Here is a 19688-nt window from a genome sequence, read left to right on the forward strand (position 1 = left end):
TAGCATGTTGTTGATTAGGTACTTTCCGGATCATCCTGATCAAGGCAGCCATAATTGTATTGGCGACGTTCCGGCGTCATTTTCCGTCTGACAATCAATTGTTGACGAATTGTCAAAAAACGCGTGGCCAATTCAGCGAGGACTTTTAGCTCTTCTTCAACTGTTTTTACCTGATTTGGTAATATCAGCAAATCAAGCAGCGCGTCCTCGGATAGACAAGTTAATTCATGATTCTTCATGATTCCTCCTTAATGGTAATGTGCAATTACTAGGTTTGTTTTTGCATAATAAAAAAACCGGCCCTATCATGGCCGGGATCACTGTAAATTGACCGTTAGTGCAGAAAATTTATGCAGCACCAGCCATGAGGGTTTTGGGGGCCTCGTTTTTTGGCGGGTATTGCATTGTGCTGCGTCGGTTATTCATATGCAAAAGGTAGTATACACCAGTGACTGGCTATGGTCAATTGTATTGGTGGAGCAGTGGCCCCTTCGTGGTCTCAGGACGAAAATGCAAACAGGCCCTTCGTCCCTGGTGGACTCAGTGGCGAAAACGTAAGTAGGCCCCTCGGCCTGTTATGGCCTCGGGGCGAAACATCAAGTCTTATAAATTTGATGTTTCGGTTTTTATTCGGTATACTAAAAACAGCCTTATGCAGGTGGAAAAGCTGGATGAACCAATCCGTGTGGTGGCTGATTTTAGCGGCAAAAAGGTTCGCCCCTTGTCGTTTACCCGCCACCAAGGCCGGCGATATGATATCGACCGGGTTAATTTGGTATATCGGACGCGGGTTGGGGATCGTTACCACTGGTGCTTTGCCTGTTCGGACGCGGCAAATACGTACGTTCTTTTTTATGATCCGTACGCGTTGCGTTGGACACTACGAGAGATTCAAATGGAGTAGGGGTAGGTACTAGTCTTCGAGATCGGTTGGTTTTTCGCCCCACGTCATAGCTGATTCAGGCTTGCCCGTTTCTTCTTGGTGGCCATAGACCGTTTGATTCTGTGCATCGAGGAAATTGAACCGGGTGACGGTGAAATCTTGCAATTGTCCCTCAATCATTTTTTTGCCAATAATGGTGGTCGTTTCTTTCGTGTAGTCGCCAATTTTTTCGCGCGTGGTAGCTTCCCGGTAGATTTCTCCCATGCGTTCGCCTTCGGTAACCTGACCAGTTTTTTCAATCAGCGTTCCTTGATCATCATATTGGTAATTCTCCACCCAGGAGTGTTCGCGATCAGTATTGGTACCGCTTATGGTAGTTACGTTTCCCTTATCATCGTAGTTGAATGCACGTTCGGTAATTGCTTTGATGACATCCGTGTTTTTGCCATCAACGCGGTTATAGGCAATATCTTTGCGCCAGGCAGTTTTGCCCTGCTCATTCTGGATAATTTCTGCGGTGCGGTGGTCGCCGTCCATTTCCGGCAACTTATCCGCCAGCGCGAGCTCTGGATTTTGCTCGAGCAATCCGCGGCCAGGTAGCTGCTTCTCCATGATAGCTTGTTCATTGGGTGTTAGCCCCTGGTATTCCTGGTTGTCCATAGTGATTATGTATAGTGGATTAAAGACAGCATAAGCCTATCGCGTAATTAATTGATTTGTCAATGCAACGTATCATTCTTCATTTCGACATGAGTTCCTATTTCGCTTCCGTGGAACAGCAGGCGAATCCTCGTTTGCGTGGCCGGCCGGTTGGCGTAGTGGCTACCATGACGCCGAATGGCTGCATCATCGCCTCATCGCGTGAAGCAAAAGCCCTGGGGATTAAGACAGGTTGTCGGGTGCCGGAAGCGAAAGCGCTCTGTCCTCATGTTGTTCTCATCGAAGTTGATCCACCTAAATATCGTTCAACCAGTGAGCGTATTTTTTCCTTATACGCGGAATATTCTGAAGATATTGAGCCATATTCAATTGATGAAGCATTTGTTGATTTAACCGGCGTGGCGGCGTCATATGATCGGGCGCTCGTGATAGCTCGAGAAATCCAACAGCGGATTAAGGACGAGATTGGGGAGTGGCTTGTTTGTTCGATAGGTATCGCGCCGACGCGCTGGTTGGCTAAGTTTGCCAGCGATACCGCGCCAAAAGGTGAAGCGATTGTATTAACGCAGGATAATTTATTTGAGTATTTACAGGGTCGTGATGTGCAGGAGGCTTGGGGGATTGCTGGCGCGACCGCGACCCAGCTTGAGCACTTGGGCATTAGCACACTGGATCAATTAGCTACTTATCCGGTGCAAAATCTGATGACCGTGATGGGAGTGCGGGGGTATTATCTCTGGGCGCAGGTGAATGGCATCGAATTGTCCGGTTTGGAAGTGCGACGTCAGCCGAAGTCAATCGGCCATAGTCATATCTTGCGCAGTCGGACGCGTGATCCTCGGTTTTATCAGGCAGTCCTGATGCGCCTCTGTGAGCGCACCGGCCGCCGGTTGCGGGAAAAAAATTTAGAAGCGCAAGGAATATATTTTCACAGTTCATCGGATCATCGTGACTCAATCGGCGGCAGTCAAAAGATGCATCACCCGATTACGCATACCTCGCAGATCTTTGATTATGCGTGGCGCTTGTTACAGCCGCACCTTCGGCATGACGTGCCGACTTTTTTTGCAGTTGGACTTTTTCACTTGCGGCCACGCGTTGATCAATTGACGTTATTTTCAAATAAAAAAATATCCCCCAGATTAGCTCAAGCGCTGGATGCTCTGAATAATAAATACGGTGAGGAAACAATAGTGCAGGGGCCATTATTGCGGTTGGGTGGTATGCACGCACCGGATCGGGTTGGATTTCGGAAGAGTGTGGCGGCGGAGTTCCAGGGTCAGGGAGGATTGACTATGGACGATCAGTTATGACAAATGGATTGAAGTTTGTATTGGTGTCATAGACATCGATACGCTCCCTGCGTTTGAGGAAGCGCACTATGGTATAGGTAACTGGTGTCATGAGTACTTCTACCCCCACTTTAAAGATATAATTTGAAATCAGCACACTTACGATTAGTGAGGTGGGTAGAACTCCCCAGAAAGCGATTAGAATAAACAATGCCGTGTCAACCCCTTCACCAACGATTGTGGATCCAATAGTGCGAGCCCAGAGCCAGCGCCCGTGCGTGGCGATTTTCATTTTAGCCAATACGTATGAATTAAGAAATTCCCCCGCCCAGTAGGCAGTGAGTGATCCTAAAACAATACGGGGGGTTAAGCCGAGAATAGTATGGTATGCGTCTTGATAGGGCCAGTCTGGTGCCGCAGGGAGCCAATCGATGAGCATGATCATGACTGACATTAAAACGGCGCTGGTAAATCCAATCCAAATAACTCGACGCGCAGCGGTGTACCCATACACCTCGGTCAGTATATCACCGAAAATGTAAGCCAGCGGGAAGAGTAATGTGCCACCATCAAAAGTAAACGATCCAAAAGAAACAATTTTGGTTGAAACTATATTGGAGATAAGGAGTACAGCGACAAATAAACCGGTGATCAAGGTTATTAAGCGGAATGGCATATCAAGTTGATAGAATCAATATTGAATTGTACAATCATAGCATGACACAGACAAATCAACCAACCTGGGATGACGTATATAAAAAAACTCCGGCCGAACGGCTGCCGTGGTATTATGCTGAATTAGATCCGGATTTCGCCCGGGCACTTGAGGCTATTGATGGTCCAACCAAGCGGGTCCTGGATGTTGGCTCGGGGCCTGGTACGCAGGCGATTGCCTTGGCTGAGCGGGGATTTGACGTGGTCGGCGTGGATATCGCGCCTACTGCCGTAGAGTACGCTCAGGTGCGCGCCCGTGAGCATGGAGTCCAGGTAGATTTTAAAGTCGACGACATTCTCGAAACCTCTTTACATGGGCCATTTGATTATATTATTGATCGTGGTGTATTCCACACATTCATGCCGCCGTCTCGAGCGCCCTATGTCCATACTACTTATCAATTGTTGAGACCAGATGGGTACATGTTGCTTAAGTGCTTTAGCCATCAGCAGCCCGGCACGGATGGTCCGTTTAGGTTTTCACCTTCTCAACTTGAAGAGTATTTTGCACCATATTTTGACATTATTTCGATTGAGGATTCCGTTTTTCATGGCAGTTATCCGCATGTGAAAGCGTTATTTGCCATTTTGCAGCGCCGGTAGACGAGAGGGAGGATTTATCCTATACTGGCTGTAACACAATTATTTACTATTTACGCATGTCACGATCAAATGCTTATTGGTTAGCCTTGGGTACCGCCCTCATTTCTGGGTTTTCTAATTATCTCGCAAAAATAGCGGTCACCGTCGTTTCTGACCCGGTGGTATTCACCTTGCTTAAGAATGCAGTTGTTGCGGTTCTGCTCGTGGGTATTATTGCTTTTGTCTCTCGATTCCGCGAGTGGCGCAGACTTTCTCGTCAGCAATGGGTACGGCTGATAACAATCGGGGTAGTCGGGGGGAGTATCCCATTTATTTTATTTTTTGTTGGCTTAACTAAGACGACAGCCTTGAGCGGTGGATTGATTCACAAAACTCTATTTATTTGGGTGGCGCTTCTCGCTGTTCCATTTCTCAAAGAGCGTATCACCGCACTCCAGGGAGCCGCCTTTATTTTGCTTATTCTTGGCAATTTCATGCTCGGCGGAGTAAAAGGATTTTCCTGGGGAACTGGCGAGCTCATGATACTTGCCGCAACACTCTTTTGGGCGGTAGAAAATATTATTGCTAAGAAAGTTTTGGCAGATTTGAGTAGCATCACGGTGGCTGGAGCGCGCATGGCATTTGGTTCAGTTATTTTGGCTGTTGTTGTATTGTTCCAGGGCAACTTTGATATGATATTTACGCTAACTGGTACGCAGTGGCTCTGGACACTGATACCGGCTGCGTTACTGCTTGGGTATGTCACCACGTGGTACACGGCGCTTAAATACGCGCGTGCTTCAATTGTGGCTTCATTGCTGGTACCCGCGACATTTATTACCAATATTTTGACTCAAGTACTCCAAGATAAAACGATGACTCCAGCGCAGATCAGTAGCGGCGTCGCCATCTGTCTTGGTATTGGGCTGCTTCTTTGGGAATTGTTCCGTCAGCGATCACAATCATATCAATATGCAGCCGACGCTCACCGCACAAATTGATGGTATCAGTAAATGCGCGCGATACGCTTTCGGCCCCAATATTCAGCGGATGTGCGGACCTGACATGCAGCGGCAGCTTGGTTCATATATTGATGCCCATACTGCTGATCCTGGGTTAAGCCGTATACTTGAGCAATTTCAAACATTACACCCATATCTTGAAACTATCGCTCATGCAAACCATATTGCTGATCCTTTTGATGTGCGCGTGGTAGAGGCGTATTGGCTCGGTAATGAATTGCTTGAACGGATTCCTCCCAAAACTTTTTATGCGCATATGGTTGATAAGCTTCGTTTAAAAGCGAAGACGAGCTCTAAAAGTTTTGAGGAGTTGTCAACGAAATTGCCGCTCGGCGCTCGGATGCATCATTCGTTTCACGTATTTAATGTGTATAAGCGAACCGGCCATCATGAAATTTTGCATACGCTGCAAAGTATGGATACGTGCCGCATCAGTTGGGGGAAGGTAACGCATGTGGTTGGTCCGCGCATTACTGTCGATCGTCAGCCGCTGCTCATAGATGGCCACCGACTCTACCTTGGTCCGGCTGAATCAGTTAATGTCACTCGTCGCTTGGATGACGATTGGACATTTGAAAATCTGCAGATTGGGGATTACATCAGTATGCATTGGGGCATGCCCTGCGAAATCATTACTCCGCGCAATGTGCATTGGTTGTCTCACTATACGCAAAAGCACCTGGCACTGGCTAATACGACATTGTAAGGTATGGCAGAGATTTGGATATTTGGAAACCAAGATGTAGCTCAGGATGCGCTGCCGGTGCAGCTCATGCCCCGTTTGCAGCGGGAATTTACCCAACATAGGTTTACGCATCAAGATCCACTCGATGAGTGGGAAATGCCTGATCCATTATATTTGATAGATACCGTCGAGGGTGTGAACGTGGTTAGTGTTTTCACTTCGCTTGATGCATTTCAACAAGCCCCACATGTCACCATGCACGACTTTGATTTGGGCACTCAACTCCAGTTTATGAATAAGCTGGGTAAGCTGCCTAAGCAATTATTTATTTTTGGGATACCGTCCCATCTGAGCGCTGCTGTAGCTTATGACCAGCTCGTACAGCTGCTCCGTCAATACGGACTTTGAGAAAATGGGAGGCACAGCTCATGCACGGGTCGTACGCACGAATGAGCTTTTCCATTTCTAATTGCAGCGTATCAGCATCCGGATCGCTGGGTAATAATTCTTCAATGCGTCGGGCTAAGTCTTGCTCAATGTTAATTTGATTTTGGCCGGTCGGGACGACAATGTCACCTTTAATCACTTTTCCGTCTGTGCCGATAGTTACGCGATGATAGAGCGTACCGCGCGGGGCTTCAACGACGCCGATTCCGGTGCCTTTTTCGAGCGTCGGTTGAGCCAATGGCTCTGCTTTAAATTGCGTTGATTGAAGTAATTCAATGCTATGATCGAGGCAGTGAAGTATCTCGATAGCTTGGGCAAGATTATTGTGAAAAATGTTAGTTGAGGGGAATGATGCGAGTGCGTCAGCCGCGTCTTTTTTGGTTGCCGGATGCAGGGTTTCTTTTGCTAAATTGATTCGCGCTAAGGCCCCAACCATAAAGGATTGACCTTTAAATTTATATCCGGAGGCGTGTGAATAGGGGATAATCGTATGTTCCAGGTGGTTACGATAGTCTTTCTCTTCGATGTAATCGCCTTGGTCGCTTACAATGTGTCCTTCAAGGAAGGAGAACGGTCGTGCCACCATGGCCATAAATTTCGTTTGGCGATCAAAGCGGTCCTTGGCTTCTGCAAATATTTTAATGGTACGCAAAACAGCAGGTCGGGCTGCTTCTAATTTTTGCACTGCAGTGGCTATTTCCTCGGGCTTGGGGATACCGGCGAACCCGCCAATCTGCGGCTTGATCGCATGAACTGATCGGCCGGCGATAATAATCGATAAATAGTTACCGGCAGCCTTAATCTCAAATGCGTCATGCAATATTTGATGCTCGTCTGGTTTATTTTCATCAAACTCCAAAAATGAATCCTTGCCGAACATATCTGGCATGGCAAATAAATAGAGATGTAGTGCGTGATCTCGTATATTCAATCCATACATGGTCAAATGTTTGAGTTTGATCGCTTGTTCAGATAACTGAAAACCAAGCGCCTTTTCACACGCTTCGATACTCGCGAGAAGGTGGGCATTAGAGCAGGTGCCGCAAATGCGCGCAAGGAGTGTCGGTAGGGCGCGGTAGGGTTTACCACGCATGCCCTGGGTATAAAATCGTTTATACTCGGATATGCCAAATCGACAGTGCTCAACTTTTCCGCCCGCAATTTTGACATCCAGCGTTGCTGAACCTTCAACTTTAGTAATTTCTTTCTTTAGAGTGAGATCGAGCAGGTGCATTATGCAACTATGTTAAATTCTGTAAGTAATGAATCAAGTGCTTCTAAAAAAGTTTTTTCATTCATCGGACACCCAGGAATATTCACATCAACCGTTATAACCTCGGAAAGCTTTTGCACTTTCTGTAGATAGTTAAATTGATTCAGCACCATTTGGATTTCTTTAAGCCGTTCGGGATCAAAGTCATTTCGCTGGGCAGAGGGTAGGCCATCGACTGCACAGGCACCAATGGCTACCACCTTTTTCGACAATGAACGAATTTTTTTTACCATATCAACTTGTTCTTGCGAAGCAAGCGCACCTTCGATAAATGCGACATCCATAGCATCAAGAACATTATGGGTCTGCAGTACACGAGCGTGACGGATGTCGAGGATTTTCTTCCAAAGCTCCCAGCGGTCATTCATGAGCTCAGTAAAAACAATTGTTGAATCCTCACAACAGGAGAAACTAAACCAGCCAATGCGTAGTTTTTTTCCAGTCAGTGTTGGTTTATTGATAGCTGATGATGTTTGCATAGGCGTGTCGATAGTATAACATTTATGAAGTAATTGTAAAATTTTTCAATTTTTTTGCGGTTTTGGTGGTGCACGATGTTAGTTTTTAGCATAGATGCTTTAGTGATTCTAGTCTTTGCTGAAAGGGATGTTGACCATACGCGTAAAATATGGTAGTATTGACGCACTCTTTTATTGACTTGTGATTTACTTGGCCATGGTTGAATCATCACGAAAAAAACAAGAATACACATCGTTACTTTCTCGTCTGATACATTCTCGAGCGCTTATTATTGGAGAGATTATCGTATTGGTTGTTTTGGCAAGCGCTGTTGGCAAAGAAATTATTCGCAAGTATCAAATCCAACATGAAATAGCCGCTTTGCAAGAACAGGCAGAATCATTGGCGAGCACAAATCAGCAATTACAGCAGTTAATTACATACTTTGAAAGTGATGCGTATGCGGAAGAGCAGGCTCGCTTGAAATTAGGTTTGCAGAAACCGGGCGAATCGGTGGTGACGGTTTTAGGTGCCGAAACGGACGTTGCGAGTGTTACCATGGCACCGGAATCTAATACAACTACCGATGGCGTTGAGCAGAGCAATCCACGTCGTTGGTTGAATTATTTTTTCTAAGTTTATAATTATTTAATCATTGTTTATTAGTATTATGCCCGAAGAGAAAAAGAAAGCAGGGAATCAGTCAGAAGTGAAACCCGTTGTGCCGACAGTTCAAACATCTTCATCAACGATGCCCTCGAAGCCAACTCAGTCTGTGGTGGCTCGGAGTAAGCGGATGATTTGGCTTGGCGTTGGCAGTGTTTTGGTTGGATTGGTGGTCATTCTTATAGTTATAGTTGTTGGTTTTTTTAGATTTGGTTGGGATAATTCATTTATGTCATCCATTGTTCGCGGTCTTAGGATCCCAGTAGCCTTGTACAATAACAGTCCGTTATCTTTTGATGATTATCAGACTGACATTGATACGCTCAATCATTTTTACGCCGCACAAGCTGAGGAAAATACCGGTCAAACGACAACACCGACTGCAACTTTTTTACAGAAGAGCGTACTATCCCGTATTATTCGAGAACATTACACCGAACAGTTGGCCGAACAATATGATGTTACCGTGACCGCCGAGGAATTAAATTCAGAGTTTGACGCTGTTGTTGCCGAGGCCACAAGTGAAGAAGAGGTGGTTAGTACGTTAACTCGGCTTTATGAATGGACACCAGATCAATTTAAACAAAAAGTTTTACGTCCATATTTACTTCGCTCAAAACTAGAAACAGCAATTGGTAAAGACCAGTCATTAAATGCTGATGCAAAAACAGAGGCGGATTCTGTATTAGCGAAAATAAACGCGGGAGAAATTACTTTTGAAGACGCTGCGAAGCAGTATAGTGATGATGTAACTGCATCATCAGGCGGTGATTTGGGTTTTTTCAGTACCGGTCAGATGGTGAGCGAATTTGAAACGGCCGCTTTTGCATTACAACCCGGAGAAACATCGGGTGTCGTGCAAACCCAATTTGGTTACCACATTATTCGAGTAACTGAGCGGGTGGCTGCGACCGATGATGCGCCTGAGCAAGTAAGAGCTTCACATATTCTTTTTAAGGGAGTTGACTTAGATACCTATACCAATCAGCAGTTGGCCGAAGCCTCGATTGCAATTTTTCCGAAAGGACTGGAGTGGAAAGATGATTGCGGCCTGGTTTTAGGTGTTGAAGAAACCTGCGAACAAAATGAGCTGCTTGATGTTGCCCAGCAGACAAGCACCCCGACCGATAGCCAAACCCAGCCAGCTGAGTAGCTGGCCGATTGGGACTGGAGCCACCCGTCGGAGTCGAACCGACGACCTCTGCTTTACGAAAGCATTGCTCTACCAACTGAGCTAGGGTGGCACCTGTCGAGCGGAAGCTCGATGGAGCGGGTAACGGGAGTCGAACCCGTGCTTCGACCTTGGGAAGGTCACGTACTACCGTTATACTATACCCGCAGGTGAGACTTGAGTATACAAAAATAGTTGTATTATGAAAAGATATTCATTTCTGCTTACCTTGTCAATTGTTACCTTCTTTCTTGGCATTGGCTTTGATGCGCATGCGTTAGCAGCGGAGGAGCGGGTTCGATTTTCAGCAGAAGCTATGTTACGCGGGTATACCGCTGATTTTCGACAGACTACCCACCCGACGTGGGGAGATTTGCGTGTCGGTATTTTGCCGGATTTAGTCAACGAGCAAATTGACCTGTATATGAAGGAGTTTGATGGGTCAAAATTCCCAGACCCAGCTGGAATGGTACGGGTGAGTGATTATTTTATTTATGACATCCTTCGACAAGATCAATCTTCGAAGGAACCGCTCAAATTGAACAAACCGTTTTACTTGGCCCTGAGGTTTAATTCGGGAAATTTATGGCGGAAACGAATATTTTTTTGGACAGGAACCGCTGAAGGATGGCGGCCGCTTCCCTCTAATATTGATTACACGAATGGATATGTGCGAGCCATAACGCATTTACCATTTTCTCGGATAGCGGTTTTTGAAGACCATAATGGAACTGAAGGATATGCATCATGGTACCGATCAAGCCGATATCCTTACGGGGCCGCCAGCAACGATTTTCCAATTGGGACAAAATTGCGTGTGCGTAATGTCAATAACGGTAAAATTGTTGACGTGGAGGTAGTCTCAACCGGTCCCTTCACTCCGTTTAGCGAACGACGCGTCATTGATTTGTCGCTTACCGCATTTCAGCAAATTGAAGAATCATGGAAAGGAACTGCGAAAGTACAGGTATGGCGGATCGATGCTGGTGTGGTGCTCGGGGCTGAGACAAAAGCAGTCGCTGAACCAAATATTGCTTCAACCGCCGCTATCGCCCTGTCTCGTAACACTGGGGCGATTTTGTATTCAAAAAATTACGATAAACAATTACCACTTGCAAGTATTACAAAACTGATGACAGCATTAGTTTTTTTAGATACTCACACGTCTTTTGATACCCTAGTTACCTATGCATCAAGCGATGATGCTGCTGGCGCACGACTATCTATTACGCCTGGCGAACAACTGCGAGTAAAAGATTTATGGTTTACCATGTTAGTTGGATCAGCAAACAATGCCGCTAACGCACTAGCCAGAGCGAGCGGTCTTTCTCGAGAATTATTTGTACAAAAGATGAATTTGAAGGCTCAGCAGCTAGGTTTAGCAAAAACAAAGTTTGTTGATGTGACTGGTCTGGATCTTGGCAATACCTCTACAGTGTATGATATTGCGCAATTAGCAAAACACGCATTTGGCAAATGGGATATCTTGCAAGCTACGACCACGTGGTCATACGGCTTTATTACCAGCACAGGGACGCCGCACACGATTAAAAATACTGCAAAAGGTATGCAGGGGAGCTCACTGGTTATTACCGGTATGAAAACGGGGTACCTTGATGAGGCGGGGTATTGTTTTGTGACAAAAGCAAGTAGCGCTCGTGGCGCGCCAGAAGTAATATCGGTAGTCCTTGGCGCTGCATCTGACGTACAACGTTGGGCCGAGACCAACGCATTGCTTCAGTACGGATTAAATTTAATTTAAGGATTTACGATAGCATGTCACTGATCCAAATACAGAATGTTGTCAAAACGTATTCGCCCGATAAGCCCAATTCGTTTACCGCATTGCATGGGGTATCGCTGAATGTGGAAGCTGGAGAATTTGTCACGATTATGGGTGTGTCCGGTTCTGGGAAATCAACACTCATGAATATTATCGGTTGCCTGGATCAATTAACTTTAGGCTCGTATCGGTTTGACGGTGAGCTTATATCTGAAAAAAGTTCAGCAGACCTCGTTAAAATACGACGTCATAAAATTGGATTTGTATTTCAAAATTTCAATCTTTTACCGCGCTACTCAGCCTTGGCAAACGTAGAGCTACCGTTAATCTATCAGGGTATTCATGCGCATGAGCGGCATCAGCGCGCGCGCCAAGTTCTTGAGCAGGTTGGCCTGGGAAATAAAACGATGAGTAAGCCGGCCATGCTATCCGGAGGAGAGCAGCAGCGGGTGGCGATTGCTCGTGCCCTGATAACTAAGCCATCAATAATACTGGCTGATGAACCGACAGGAAATCTCGATTCGGCAAGCGGTTCGCAAATAATGAATATTTTACAAACGCTGAATAATCAAGGTGTAACCATAATTGTTGTAACTCACGATCCAAACGTAGCAGCTCAAACAAAGCGTACGGTGCACATAATTGATGGAAAAATCGAATAATGTTTATTAAATTACTTCAAAACATTAAATTAGCGCTGCAGGCAGTCTGGGCAAAGAAGATTCGATCGCTCTTAACTATGCTCGGAGTTATTATTGGCGTATTTTCTATTGTTACACTTATTGCTTTAGGTGAAGGAGTACAGCAGGAAGTAACAGGGCAAATCGAGGGTCTTGGTTCGAATTTATTATTTGTTACGCCAGGAAATATTGACCCCGAGTCTGCCGGAGCCACTTCAGGTAGTGCTTTTGTTGGTGCCAGCACATTAACGGAATCCGATCTTCCCAAATTAGAGAGTTTGCCGGGCGTTAAACACGTTGTTCCGATGGCGCTGCTTGCCTCTCCTGTATCAGCGACCATGCCGATAAATGGCGCGGCTGGGGGGACCCCCGGCTCTACGCCATCAGCACAGAGCGCTGCCATGGTTATGGGAAGCACAATAGCAGTTCGCGAGGCTTTTACGGGACAAGTGACTGAAGGCGAGGAATATGGTCGGATGTTCACGCAAGAGGAATATGACAGTGCAGCGCGTGTTGTGGTCGGCTTTTCAGGTGCAATGGAGAAATTATTTCCTGGACGACCGATCAGTGAACTAATCAATGAAACGGTCTATATTGGTAAAGAAAAGTTTACAGTCGTCGGGTTACTCCAAGCTGATCAGTCGTCAAGTATGTTTGGTCAGAGCGAGTTTTCAAACATTATGATAATTCCGTTTACGACAGCAAAAGAAATTAGTGCGAGTTTACAAATTAATCGTATTATCATAACGAGTCAGGAGACTGAAAATGTCCAAGATTTGCAGAATACCGTCGAGGCTACCTTACTTGAGAGTCATGAGGGCGTCGATGATTTTTCGGTATTGACACAAGAAGATTTACTCGCTGTATTTAACGATGTTTTAGGAGTGATTACCGGAATGTTATCTGGTATTGCAGCAATTTCATTGTTAGTTGGCGGCATTGGTGTGATGAATATAATGCTCGTTTCAGTGACCGAGCGAGTGAAAGAAATTGGGTTACGGAAGGCAATTGGCGCTTCATCGTATGATATATTGATTCAATTTTTGGTTGAAGCAATGTTTTTAACTTTTTTAGGCGGAGCCATTGGTATTGGTTTAGCCTTTATTACAGGATTTATTCTTGAAGCAAAAATTGGCTTATCACCGATTATTAGTATTGAAACGATGCTGCTGGCCTTTGTTTTCACTGCGTTGGTGGGCGTATTTTTTGGAGTTGCGCCAGCCATTCGTGCCGCTCGACTCGATCCGATTAATGCGCTAAAATATGAATGAGGGAGTTTTTAACGCATGATACATTTCAAGAATGTTTCGAAAATCTATCCACCGGACACGTACGCCCTGAAAAACGTCAATCTGCATATAAAACCGGGCGAGTTTGTATCAATTGTTGGGCAGTCGGGAACCGGGAAAACAACTCTGGTTAAGTTGATTATCGCCGAAGAGCGGCCAAGCAAAGGGCGTGTTATTATTGGGGATTGGGATATTACTGATATTCGACCGAATGAAATACCGGTATTGCGACGGCAAATTGGAGTAATCTTTCAAGATTTTAAATTATTGCCCCGCAAAACGGTTTTTGAAAATGTATCGTTTGGCCTCGAAGTAGCAGGTGCCACGACTCAACGGATTAATGAAATAGTTCCGCAAGTATTGAAGATTGTCGGTCTTGATAAGAAGCGCGACCGGTTTCCCAGACAAATTTCCGGTGGTGAGCAGCAGCGAACCGCTATTGCCCGTGCGTTAGTTCACCGCCCTAAAATATTAGTAGCCGACGAGCCCACAGGGAATCTTGACTCTATTAATTCTCAAGAAATTATCAATTTACTGAAAAAAATAAATGAGTTCGGAACAACCGTCGTATTGGTCACTCATAATCGTGAAGTCGTCAATGCGCTACGAAAACGCGTTATTACCGTTGATCAAGGTACGATAATTTCTGACCAACAAACAGGAAAATATATTTTATAAATATGCTGCTTTTTTTGGCACGAACAATTAAATTTGCATTGCAGGGCTTTTTTAGAAATTTCTGGCTATCGGTTGTAACCATAATCATTTTAGTGTTGACGCTTTGCTCGATTACACTCGTTGCCGGTATTAATGTTGTGGCGGAGCAGGCGATTGCATCGATTCAAGATCGAGTTGATGTTTCGATTTACTTCAAACAGGAAGTTAGCGAAAATGATGCGTTGGCGGTGCGTGATCGATTATTAGGACTCGCGGAAGTGGAGACAGTCACTTATGTTTCTAAGGAAGACGCACTCGAGAAATTTAAGTCGCAACATCAGGACGATACCGTGATCCTAGAAGCGATAGAACAGCTTGAAGAAAATCCTTTAAGTGCCACAATAATTATTAAAGCTGATTCGATTGAGGAGTACACCGCTATTTTAGCTGTACTTGATAATCCTCAGTACAGTAATTTGATCGAAGAAAGAAATTTCGATGACAATGAAACGGTTATTAGCCGGCTGTCCGACGTTTCAAATCGTATTGAGCAAATTGGGATAATTATTAGTGCTATCTTTGTACTGATTGCGGTTTTGATCGTGTTCAATACCATTCGCATTAATATTTATACTCACCGAGAGGAGATCGGTATAATGAAATTGGTGGGGAGCAGCAATGCATTTGTCCGCATGCCGTTCATCATCGAAACGTTTATGTACGCATTGATTTCGGTTGTATTAACGATTGCCATTCTCTATCCACTCATGAATGTTGTTGCCCCTCAGGTTAGCAGTTTTTTTGAAGGGTATGACCTTGATTTGGCAACCTACGTTCATGACCACATTTTTTATGTGATTGGTATGCAATTAGTATTTTCGGTGTTATTGAGCACCTTAAGTGCGAGCATAGCCATCGGTCGGTATCTTAAGGTCTGAGCTCGTTGACAGTCTTTTATTTTTTGCTTAGAATACGTCTCACTCAGGCGTTTTTTTGTATTAGATCATGCAGACAGGCGGGGAAAGGCCGCATCTGCTCCGGGATCGTCTAATGGTAGGACACAGGCCTTTGGAGCCTGGTATCTTGGTTCGACTCCAAGTCCCGGAGTAGAGTCGGTCTTTTTTTATTGGAAAAGCGCCCGTATCACCCTATTCAGAATGGCTATTATTAGCAAAAAATACTATCTATAGTGTCGCTTAAGGCTTGTATAACACAATATGTTGTTTATCCACAGTTGAAGCGTCTTGCTAAATGGTGTATACTGTCTTGTAGCACACTTAAAAAGAATTAAAACCGAAAAATAAAAATAAGTACCGAAACCGCCGGTAACGCGAGGTGGGGTGATACGCTGGTGAAGCTGCTCGTGCATTAACCAAATCGAGGCTTTTTTTGTCTCGGTGGTGTCTGTCTGACTATATTGTTACTTGATTTGCGGCCTTGATGGCCATGTCCCATTAATCAACAACCAAAAATAAATATTATGGCACTCACGCAAGTAAAGAAGCGGATCGGCACGATCGTTCCGTTTGATAGATCGCGAATTGAGAATGCAATCAAAAAATCATTTCTTGCTACTTCCACCGATGTTACGGATGAGCAGATAATGAGCATGACCGACACCGTCATAGCAGAATTGGGCAACACTTTCGGCGACACCATTCCTTCAGTAGAAAATATTCAAGATGTCGTTGAGCGAATCATTGCGGAGCACGGCTTTTTTGAGGTTTCTAAAGCATATATTCTTTACCGTAAAGAGCGTGAGGCCGAGCGGGAAAAAATGCAGCGGGAATTGTACGCTCGGGCAAAAGCTCGCCAGCTGAAAGTACAGAAGCGTGACGGTTCAATGGTTGATTTTGACATTAGCATGATCGAACAAGCGGTCATGAAGTGTAATGGGCATCTAAATCGCGAAGCGATTCATGAGATTGTTGAGGATTCTTTGGCAAATGTGCACGACGGTATTACTACCAAAGAAATAAATAAGGCGGTCTTAATGGCAATTAAGGGTCGTATTGAGCGTGATGCGGGGTACTCGAAGTTGGCCGCTCGATTTTTGTTTAATGACTTATATAAAGATGTTCTGGGTGTCGATGAGTCTGATCCGAAGTTCATTGGGCAATATCAATCGTCATTAGCGCGGATGATTCAGCAGGGCGTGACTGCTGGGCGTTATGATCCGCGTTTACTCGACTTTAATTTGCCAAAACTCCAGGAAGCTATTCAACCTGAGCGCGATCGGATTTTTTGGTATCTAGGTGCCCAGACGTTGTATGACCGTTATTTTGTACGCGACCATGACCAGCATATCTTGGAAACTCCGCAGTACTTTTGGATGCGCATCGCCATGGGTCTTTCCATCAATGAAAAGGACAAAGAGGCTCGCGCCATAGAATTTTATGATGTCATTTCTCAGATGTATTATGTTCCATCGACGCCGACCTTATTTCACTCTGGTACGCATCACCCCCAAATGAGTTCTTGCTATTTAACCACGGTTGAGGACGATCTCGACCATATCTTCAAAGCGGTGGGAGATAATGCACAATTGTCCAAATGGTCAGGGGGACTGGGAAACGATTGGACTAATATTCGCGGTACCGGCGCACTGATCAAGTCAACCAATGTTGGCAGTCAGGGAGTAATTCCATTTCTTAAGATTGTTGATTCAACCACCGCCGCTATTAACCGCAGTGGCAAACGGCGCGGCGCGACCTGTGTATATCTCGAAACATGGCATTATGACATTGAGGCATTTCTTGAATTAAGGAAAAACACTGGTGATGAGCGCCGCCGCACTCATGATATTAATACGGCCAACTGGATTCCTGATTTGTTTATGAAGCGGGTAATGGAAAATGGAACCTGGACACTTTTTTCTCCTGATGAAACTCCTGATTTGCACCATACCTACGGTCGTGATTTTGAAAAGCGATATGAAGCGTATGAACAGAAGGTAGCGCAAGGTGAAATTCGGCTTTTCAAACAGCTGAGCGCGGTCAAATTATGGCGCAAAATGATTACTATGATGTTTGAGACGGGTCATCCTTGGATAACATTCAAGGATCCCTGTAACATTCGTTCTCCTCAGGATCACGTGGGCGTGGTGCATAGCTCAAATTTATGCACTGAGATAACGCTGAATACGTCAAAAGAGGAAACCGCCGTGTGCAATCTCGGTTCAATTAATTTACCTGCTCATGTAGACCAAGGTAAGATCAATAAAGAACAGATGCGCACGACCGTCCGTACTGCGATGCGTATGCTGGATAATGTGATTGACCTGAATTATTATCCGACTAAGGAAGCAGAGCATTCTAATTTGAAGCATCGTCCGGTTGGCCTTGGCATAATGGGATTTCAGGATGTGCTGTATGATCTGGATTTGACTTTCGATAGCGATGAGGCGGTGCAGGTAGCCGATGAGTTAATGGAATTTATTTCGTATTACGCCATCATGGGATCGTCCGAATTAGCTAAAGAGCGCGGAACGTATCAAACCTATCAGGGTTCAAAATGGGATCGCGGACTATTTCCGATTGACACTATGCGAATGCTTGAGGAAGAGCGGGGGATGAAGACCGGATTAGCTTTGACCGGTGCGCTGGACTGGGAGCCAGTGCGAAAACATGTGGCAGCGCATGGCATGCGGAATTCTAATTGTCTCGCAATTGCTCCGACCGCAACAATTGCTAATATATCAGGCTGCTTACCCTCGATTGAGCCGATCTATAAGAATTTGTATGTTAAATCAAACGTGAGTGGTGAATTTACTGTAGTGAATCGTCATTTGGTGGAAGATTTGAAGAAATTGCATTTATGGAACCGTGAGATGCTTGAAAAAATTAAATACTTTGATGGTAGTATTCAACAAATATCCGAGGTGCCCGCTGAACTGAAGGCCAAATACAAGGAGGTATTTGAAATAGACACGTATTGGATCGTGAAGCACGCTGCACATCGCAGTAAATGGATCGATCAGAGTCAATCAGTGAATATATTTACCAAGAGCGATTCTGGCGCATTGATTTCCGATGTGTATCTGACAGCTTGGAAAATGGGCGTCAAAACGACGTATTACCTGCGTACTTTAGGCGCTTCTGCGATTGAGAAGTCCACCCTCGACATAAATAAGAAATTCGAGTCAGCCCCAGCCGCTGCCGCCATTGTTAAACCAGTGCAGCAGCCAGCGCCGATTGTACCTGAGCCCGCGGCTCCTACTTTTGTCAGTCCGCTTGCCGCGCCCGTTGCTCCAGCCGTTGTATCTGCGCCGCAATCGTCAGCGGTCGTGAATGACGAGGAATGTGAGGCATGCCAGTAATTATTAAGTAACGTTTCAAAGAATATGGATACAACTCAAGATGAAAAGAAAATACTGAATTGTAGTACTACTGATCCGAATAAAATTTTGCCCATGAAGTACACGTGGGCACGGCAACATTATAAAAACGGTGTAGCTAATAACTGGGTACCCGAAGAGGTGAATATGCAAAAGGATGTAGAAATGTGGCAGAGTCCGACCGCCTTGACTGAAGATGAGCGTCGTTTGGTCATGTGGAACATGGGATTTTTTTCCACGGCGGAAAGTCTAACCGCTAATAACATTGTTTTAATTATTTACCGCTTAATTACGAATCCCGAATGCCGGCAGTATTTGCTTCGCCAGGCGTATGAAGAAGCAGTTCATACCGATACTTTTATCTATTGCTGCGACACACTTGGACTGGATCCAGAAGATGTGTACACGATGTATAATCGGATCCCGAGTATCAAAGAAAAGGACGATTTTGTAGTAAATATGACTAAATCAATTCTTGATCCGAATTTTACAACGGTAGGAGATGAGAACATTCAGAAATTTGTCCATGACTTAGTTGGTTTCTACGTAATTATGGAAGGCATTTTCTTCTACGCTGGTTTTGTCATGATGCTGTCTTTCATGCGACAGAATAAAATGGTTGGAGTAGGTGAACAATTTCAATTCATTTTACGCGATGAATCAGTTCACCTAGCTTTTGGCGTTGATCTTATCAATACGATTGTCAAAGAGAATCCTCACATTTGGACTCCAGAATTTCAGAAAATCGTTCGCGATAATATAATCAAGTCAGTCGACCTGGAAAATACGTACGCCCGCGATTGCTTGCCGCATGGTATTCTTGGGTTAAACGCAGATTCGATCAAGCAGTATATTGAATATATTGCCGATAGGCGTCTCGAACGGATTCACCTCAAGAGTGAATATGGTACCGCCAATCCATTTCCCTGGATGAGCGAGGTGATTGATCTTCGCAAAGAGAAGAATTTCTTTGAAACGCGAGTAACTGAGTATAAAACGGGCGGGCTAAAATGGTAATTGCATTGTACGAGCATTAAGTGCCGGTGAAAAGCCGGCACTTTTTGACTTCAATGAAAAAAAATGGTATAC

Annotated in this window: 20 protein-coding genes and 3 tRNA genes; 16 read left to right on the forward strand and 7 right to left on the reverse strand. The window is 45.0% G+C overall.

What is annotated here, in order from left to right; all coding sequences use genetic code 11:
- Positions 1–14: 14 nt before the first annotated feature.
- Positions 15–239 carry a hypothetical protein gene (locus tag HZC01_04635; protein MBI5037958.1) on the reverse strand — a complete coding sequence of 75 codons (225 nt, stop codon included), beginning with the start codon at positions 237–239 and terminating at the stop codon, positions 15–17.
- 413 nt (positions 240–652) lie between these two features.
- Here HZC01_04635 and HZC01_04640 point away from each other — a divergent pair, with 413 nt between their 5' ends.
- Positions 653–904 (forward strand): hypothetical protein, encoded by a 252-nt coding sequence (locus HZC01_04640; GenBank protein MBI5037959.1) that lies wholly within the window; start codon positions 653–655, stop codon positions 902–904.
- A gap of 9 nt (positions 905–913) precedes the next feature.
- On the opposite strand, the gene HZC01_04645 is transcribed toward HZC01_04640, so the two are convergent.
- A complete protein-coding gene (locus HZC01_04645) occupies positions 914–1543 on the reverse strand; it encodes a hypothetical protein (GenBank protein ID MBI5037960.1) in 630 nt (209 codons plus the stop codon).
- 62 nt (positions 1544–1605) lie between these two features.
- On the opposite strand from HZC01_04645, the gene HZC01_04650 reads away from it, so the two are divergent.
- On the forward strand, positions 1606–2856 hold the full coding sequence (locus HZC01_04650; protein ID MBI5037961.1) for a DNA polymerase IV: 1251 nt from the start codon (positions 1606–1608) through the stop codon (positions 2854–2856).
- Here HZC01_04650 and HZC01_04655 read toward each other — a convergent pair.
- Entirely contained in the window at positions 2837–3511 is a 675-nt protein-coding gene (locus tag HZC01_04655; GenBank protein MBI5037962.1) for a queuosine precursor transporter, read from the reverse strand. The two genes, HZC01_04650 and HZC01_04655, sit on opposite strands and share 20 nt — an antisense overlap.
- Positions 3512–3552: 41 nt before the next feature.
- Here HZC01_04655 and HZC01_04660 point away from each other — a divergent pair, with 41 nt between their 5' ends.
- From HZC01_04660 to HZC01_04675, 4 genes are read left to right on the forward strand one after another with little or no spacing between them, the layout of a single operon-like run.
- Complete coding sequence (locus HZC01_04660) at positions 3553–4152, forward strand: class I SAM-dependent methyltransferase (protein ID MBI5037963.1); 600 nt, start codon at positions 3553–3555, stop codon at positions 4150–4152.
- 56 nt (positions 4153–4208) lie between these two features.
- The gene (locus tag HZC01_04665) at positions 4209–5132 is read left to right on the forward strand and encodes a DMT family transporter (protein MBI5037964.1); all 924 of its coding nucleotides are present in this window, start codon (positions 4209–4211) and stop codon (positions 5130–5132) included.
- A complete protein-coding gene (locus HZC01_04670) occupies positions 5104–5859 on the forward strand; it encodes a hypothetical protein (protein ID MBI5037965.1) in 756 nt (251 codons plus the stop codon). The genes HZC01_04665 and HZC01_04670 overlap by 29 nt, the downstream gene beginning before the upstream one ends.
- A 3-nt stretch (positions 5860–5862) precedes the next feature.
- Positions 5863–6246: a hypothetical protein gene (locus tag HZC01_04675; protein MBI5037966.1), complete on the forward strand. Its 384-nt coding sequence runs from the start codon at positions 5863–5865 to the stop codon at positions 6244–6246.
- On the opposite strand, the gene HZC01_04680 is transcribed toward HZC01_04675, so the two are convergent.
- Both HZC01_04680 and HZC01_04685 read right to left on the reverse strand, forming a co-directional pair.
- Positions 6164–7519: a nickel-dependent hydrogenase large subunit gene (locus tag HZC01_04680; GenBank protein MBI5037967.1), complete on the reverse strand. Its 1356-nt coding sequence runs from the start codon at positions 7517–7519 to the stop codon at positions 6164–6166. The genes HZC01_04675 and HZC01_04680 overlap by 83 nt on opposite strands.
- Positions 7519–8037, reverse strand: coding sequence for a hypothetical protein (locus HZC01_04685; GenBank protein MBI5037968.1), 519 nt, complete (start codon positions 8035–8037; stop codon positions 7519–7521). The genes HZC01_04680 and HZC01_04685 overlap by 1 nt, the downstream gene beginning before the upstream one ends.
- Before the next feature lie 196 nt (positions 8038–8233).
- Here HZC01_04685 and HZC01_04690 point away from each other — a divergent pair, with 196 nt between their 5' ends.
- The gene (locus HZC01_04690; GenBank protein ID MBI5037969.1) at positions 8234–8653 is read left to right on the forward strand and encodes a septum formation initiator family protein; all 420 of its coding nucleotides are present in this window, start codon (positions 8234–8236) and stop codon (positions 8651–8653) included.
- A 562-nt stretch (positions 8654–9215) separates the two neighbouring features.
- Positions 9216–9836, forward strand: coding sequence for a peptidyl-prolyl cis-trans isomerase (locus HZC01_04695; protein ID MBI5037970.1), 621 nt, complete (start codon positions 9216–9218; stop codon positions 9834–9836).
- Between the two features lie 15 nt (positions 9837–9851).
- Here the strand turns inward: HZC01_04695 and HZC01_04700 are convergent.
- A tRNA-Thr gene (locus HZC01_04700) sits at positions 9852–9927 on the reverse strand.
- Between the two features lie 21 nt (positions 9928–9948).
- Positions 9949–10022, reverse strand: a tRNA-Gly gene (locus tag HZC01_04705).
- Between the two features lie 34 nt (positions 10023–10056).
- Between HZC01_04705 and HZC01_04710 the strand changes: the two genes are divergently transcribed.
- From HZC01_04710 to HZC01_04745, 8 genes are all read left to right on the forward strand, one after another.
- Positions 10057–11616 carry a serine hydrolase gene (locus HZC01_04710; GenBank protein MBI5037971.1) on the forward strand — a complete coding sequence of 520 codons (1560 nt, stop codon included), beginning with the start codon at positions 10057–10059 and terminating at the stop codon, positions 11614–11616.
- 20 nt (positions 11617–11636) lie between these two features.
- The gene (locus HZC01_04715; protein ID MBI5037972.1) at positions 11637–12299 is read left to right on the forward strand and encodes an ABC transporter ATP-binding protein; all 663 of its coding nucleotides are present in this window, start codon (positions 11637–11639) and stop codon (positions 12297–12299) included.
- On the forward strand, positions 12299–13588 hold the full coding sequence (locus HZC01_04720) for an ABC transporter permease (protein ID MBI5037973.1): 1290 nt from the start codon (positions 12299–12301) through the stop codon (positions 13586–13588). The genes HZC01_04715 and HZC01_04720 overlap by 1 nt, the downstream gene beginning before the upstream one ends.
- Before the next feature lie 15 nt (positions 13589–13603).
- The gene (ftsE, locus tag HZC01_04725; protein ID MBI5037974.1) at positions 13604–14284 is read left to right on the forward strand and encodes a cell division ATP-binding protein FtsE; all 681 of its coding nucleotides are present in this window, start codon (positions 13604–13606) and stop codon (positions 14282–14284) included.
- 2 nt (positions 14285–14286) lie between these two features.
- The gene (locus HZC01_04730) at positions 14287–15201 is read left to right on the forward strand and encodes an ABC transporter permease (protein ID MBI5037975.1); all 915 of its coding nucleotides are present in this window, start codon (positions 14287–14289) and stop codon (positions 15199–15201) included.
- A 98-nt stretch (positions 15202–15299) separates the two neighbouring features.
- A tRNA-Gln gene (locus tag HZC01_04735) sits at positions 15300–15370 on the forward strand.
- Positions 15371–15743: 373 nt separating this feature from the next.
- On the forward strand, positions 15744–18581 hold the full coding sequence (locus HZC01_04740) for a ribonucleoside-diphosphate reductase subunit alpha (protein MBI5037976.1): 2838 nt from the start codon (positions 15744–15746) through the stop codon (positions 18579–18581).
- A 24-nt stretch (positions 18582–18605) separates the two neighbouring features.
- Positions 18606–19616, forward strand: coding sequence for a ribonucleotide-diphosphate reductase subunit beta (locus HZC01_04745; protein MBI5037977.1), 1011 nt, complete (start codon positions 18606–18608; stop codon positions 19614–19616).
- The last annotated feature ends 72 nt before the right edge of the window (positions 19617–19688 follow it).

Source organism: Candidatus Kerfeldbacteria bacterium, from assembly GCA_016214565.1.
GTDB lineage: Bacteria > Patescibacteriota > Patescibacteriia > UBA10025 > JAHIVO01 > JAXDBW01.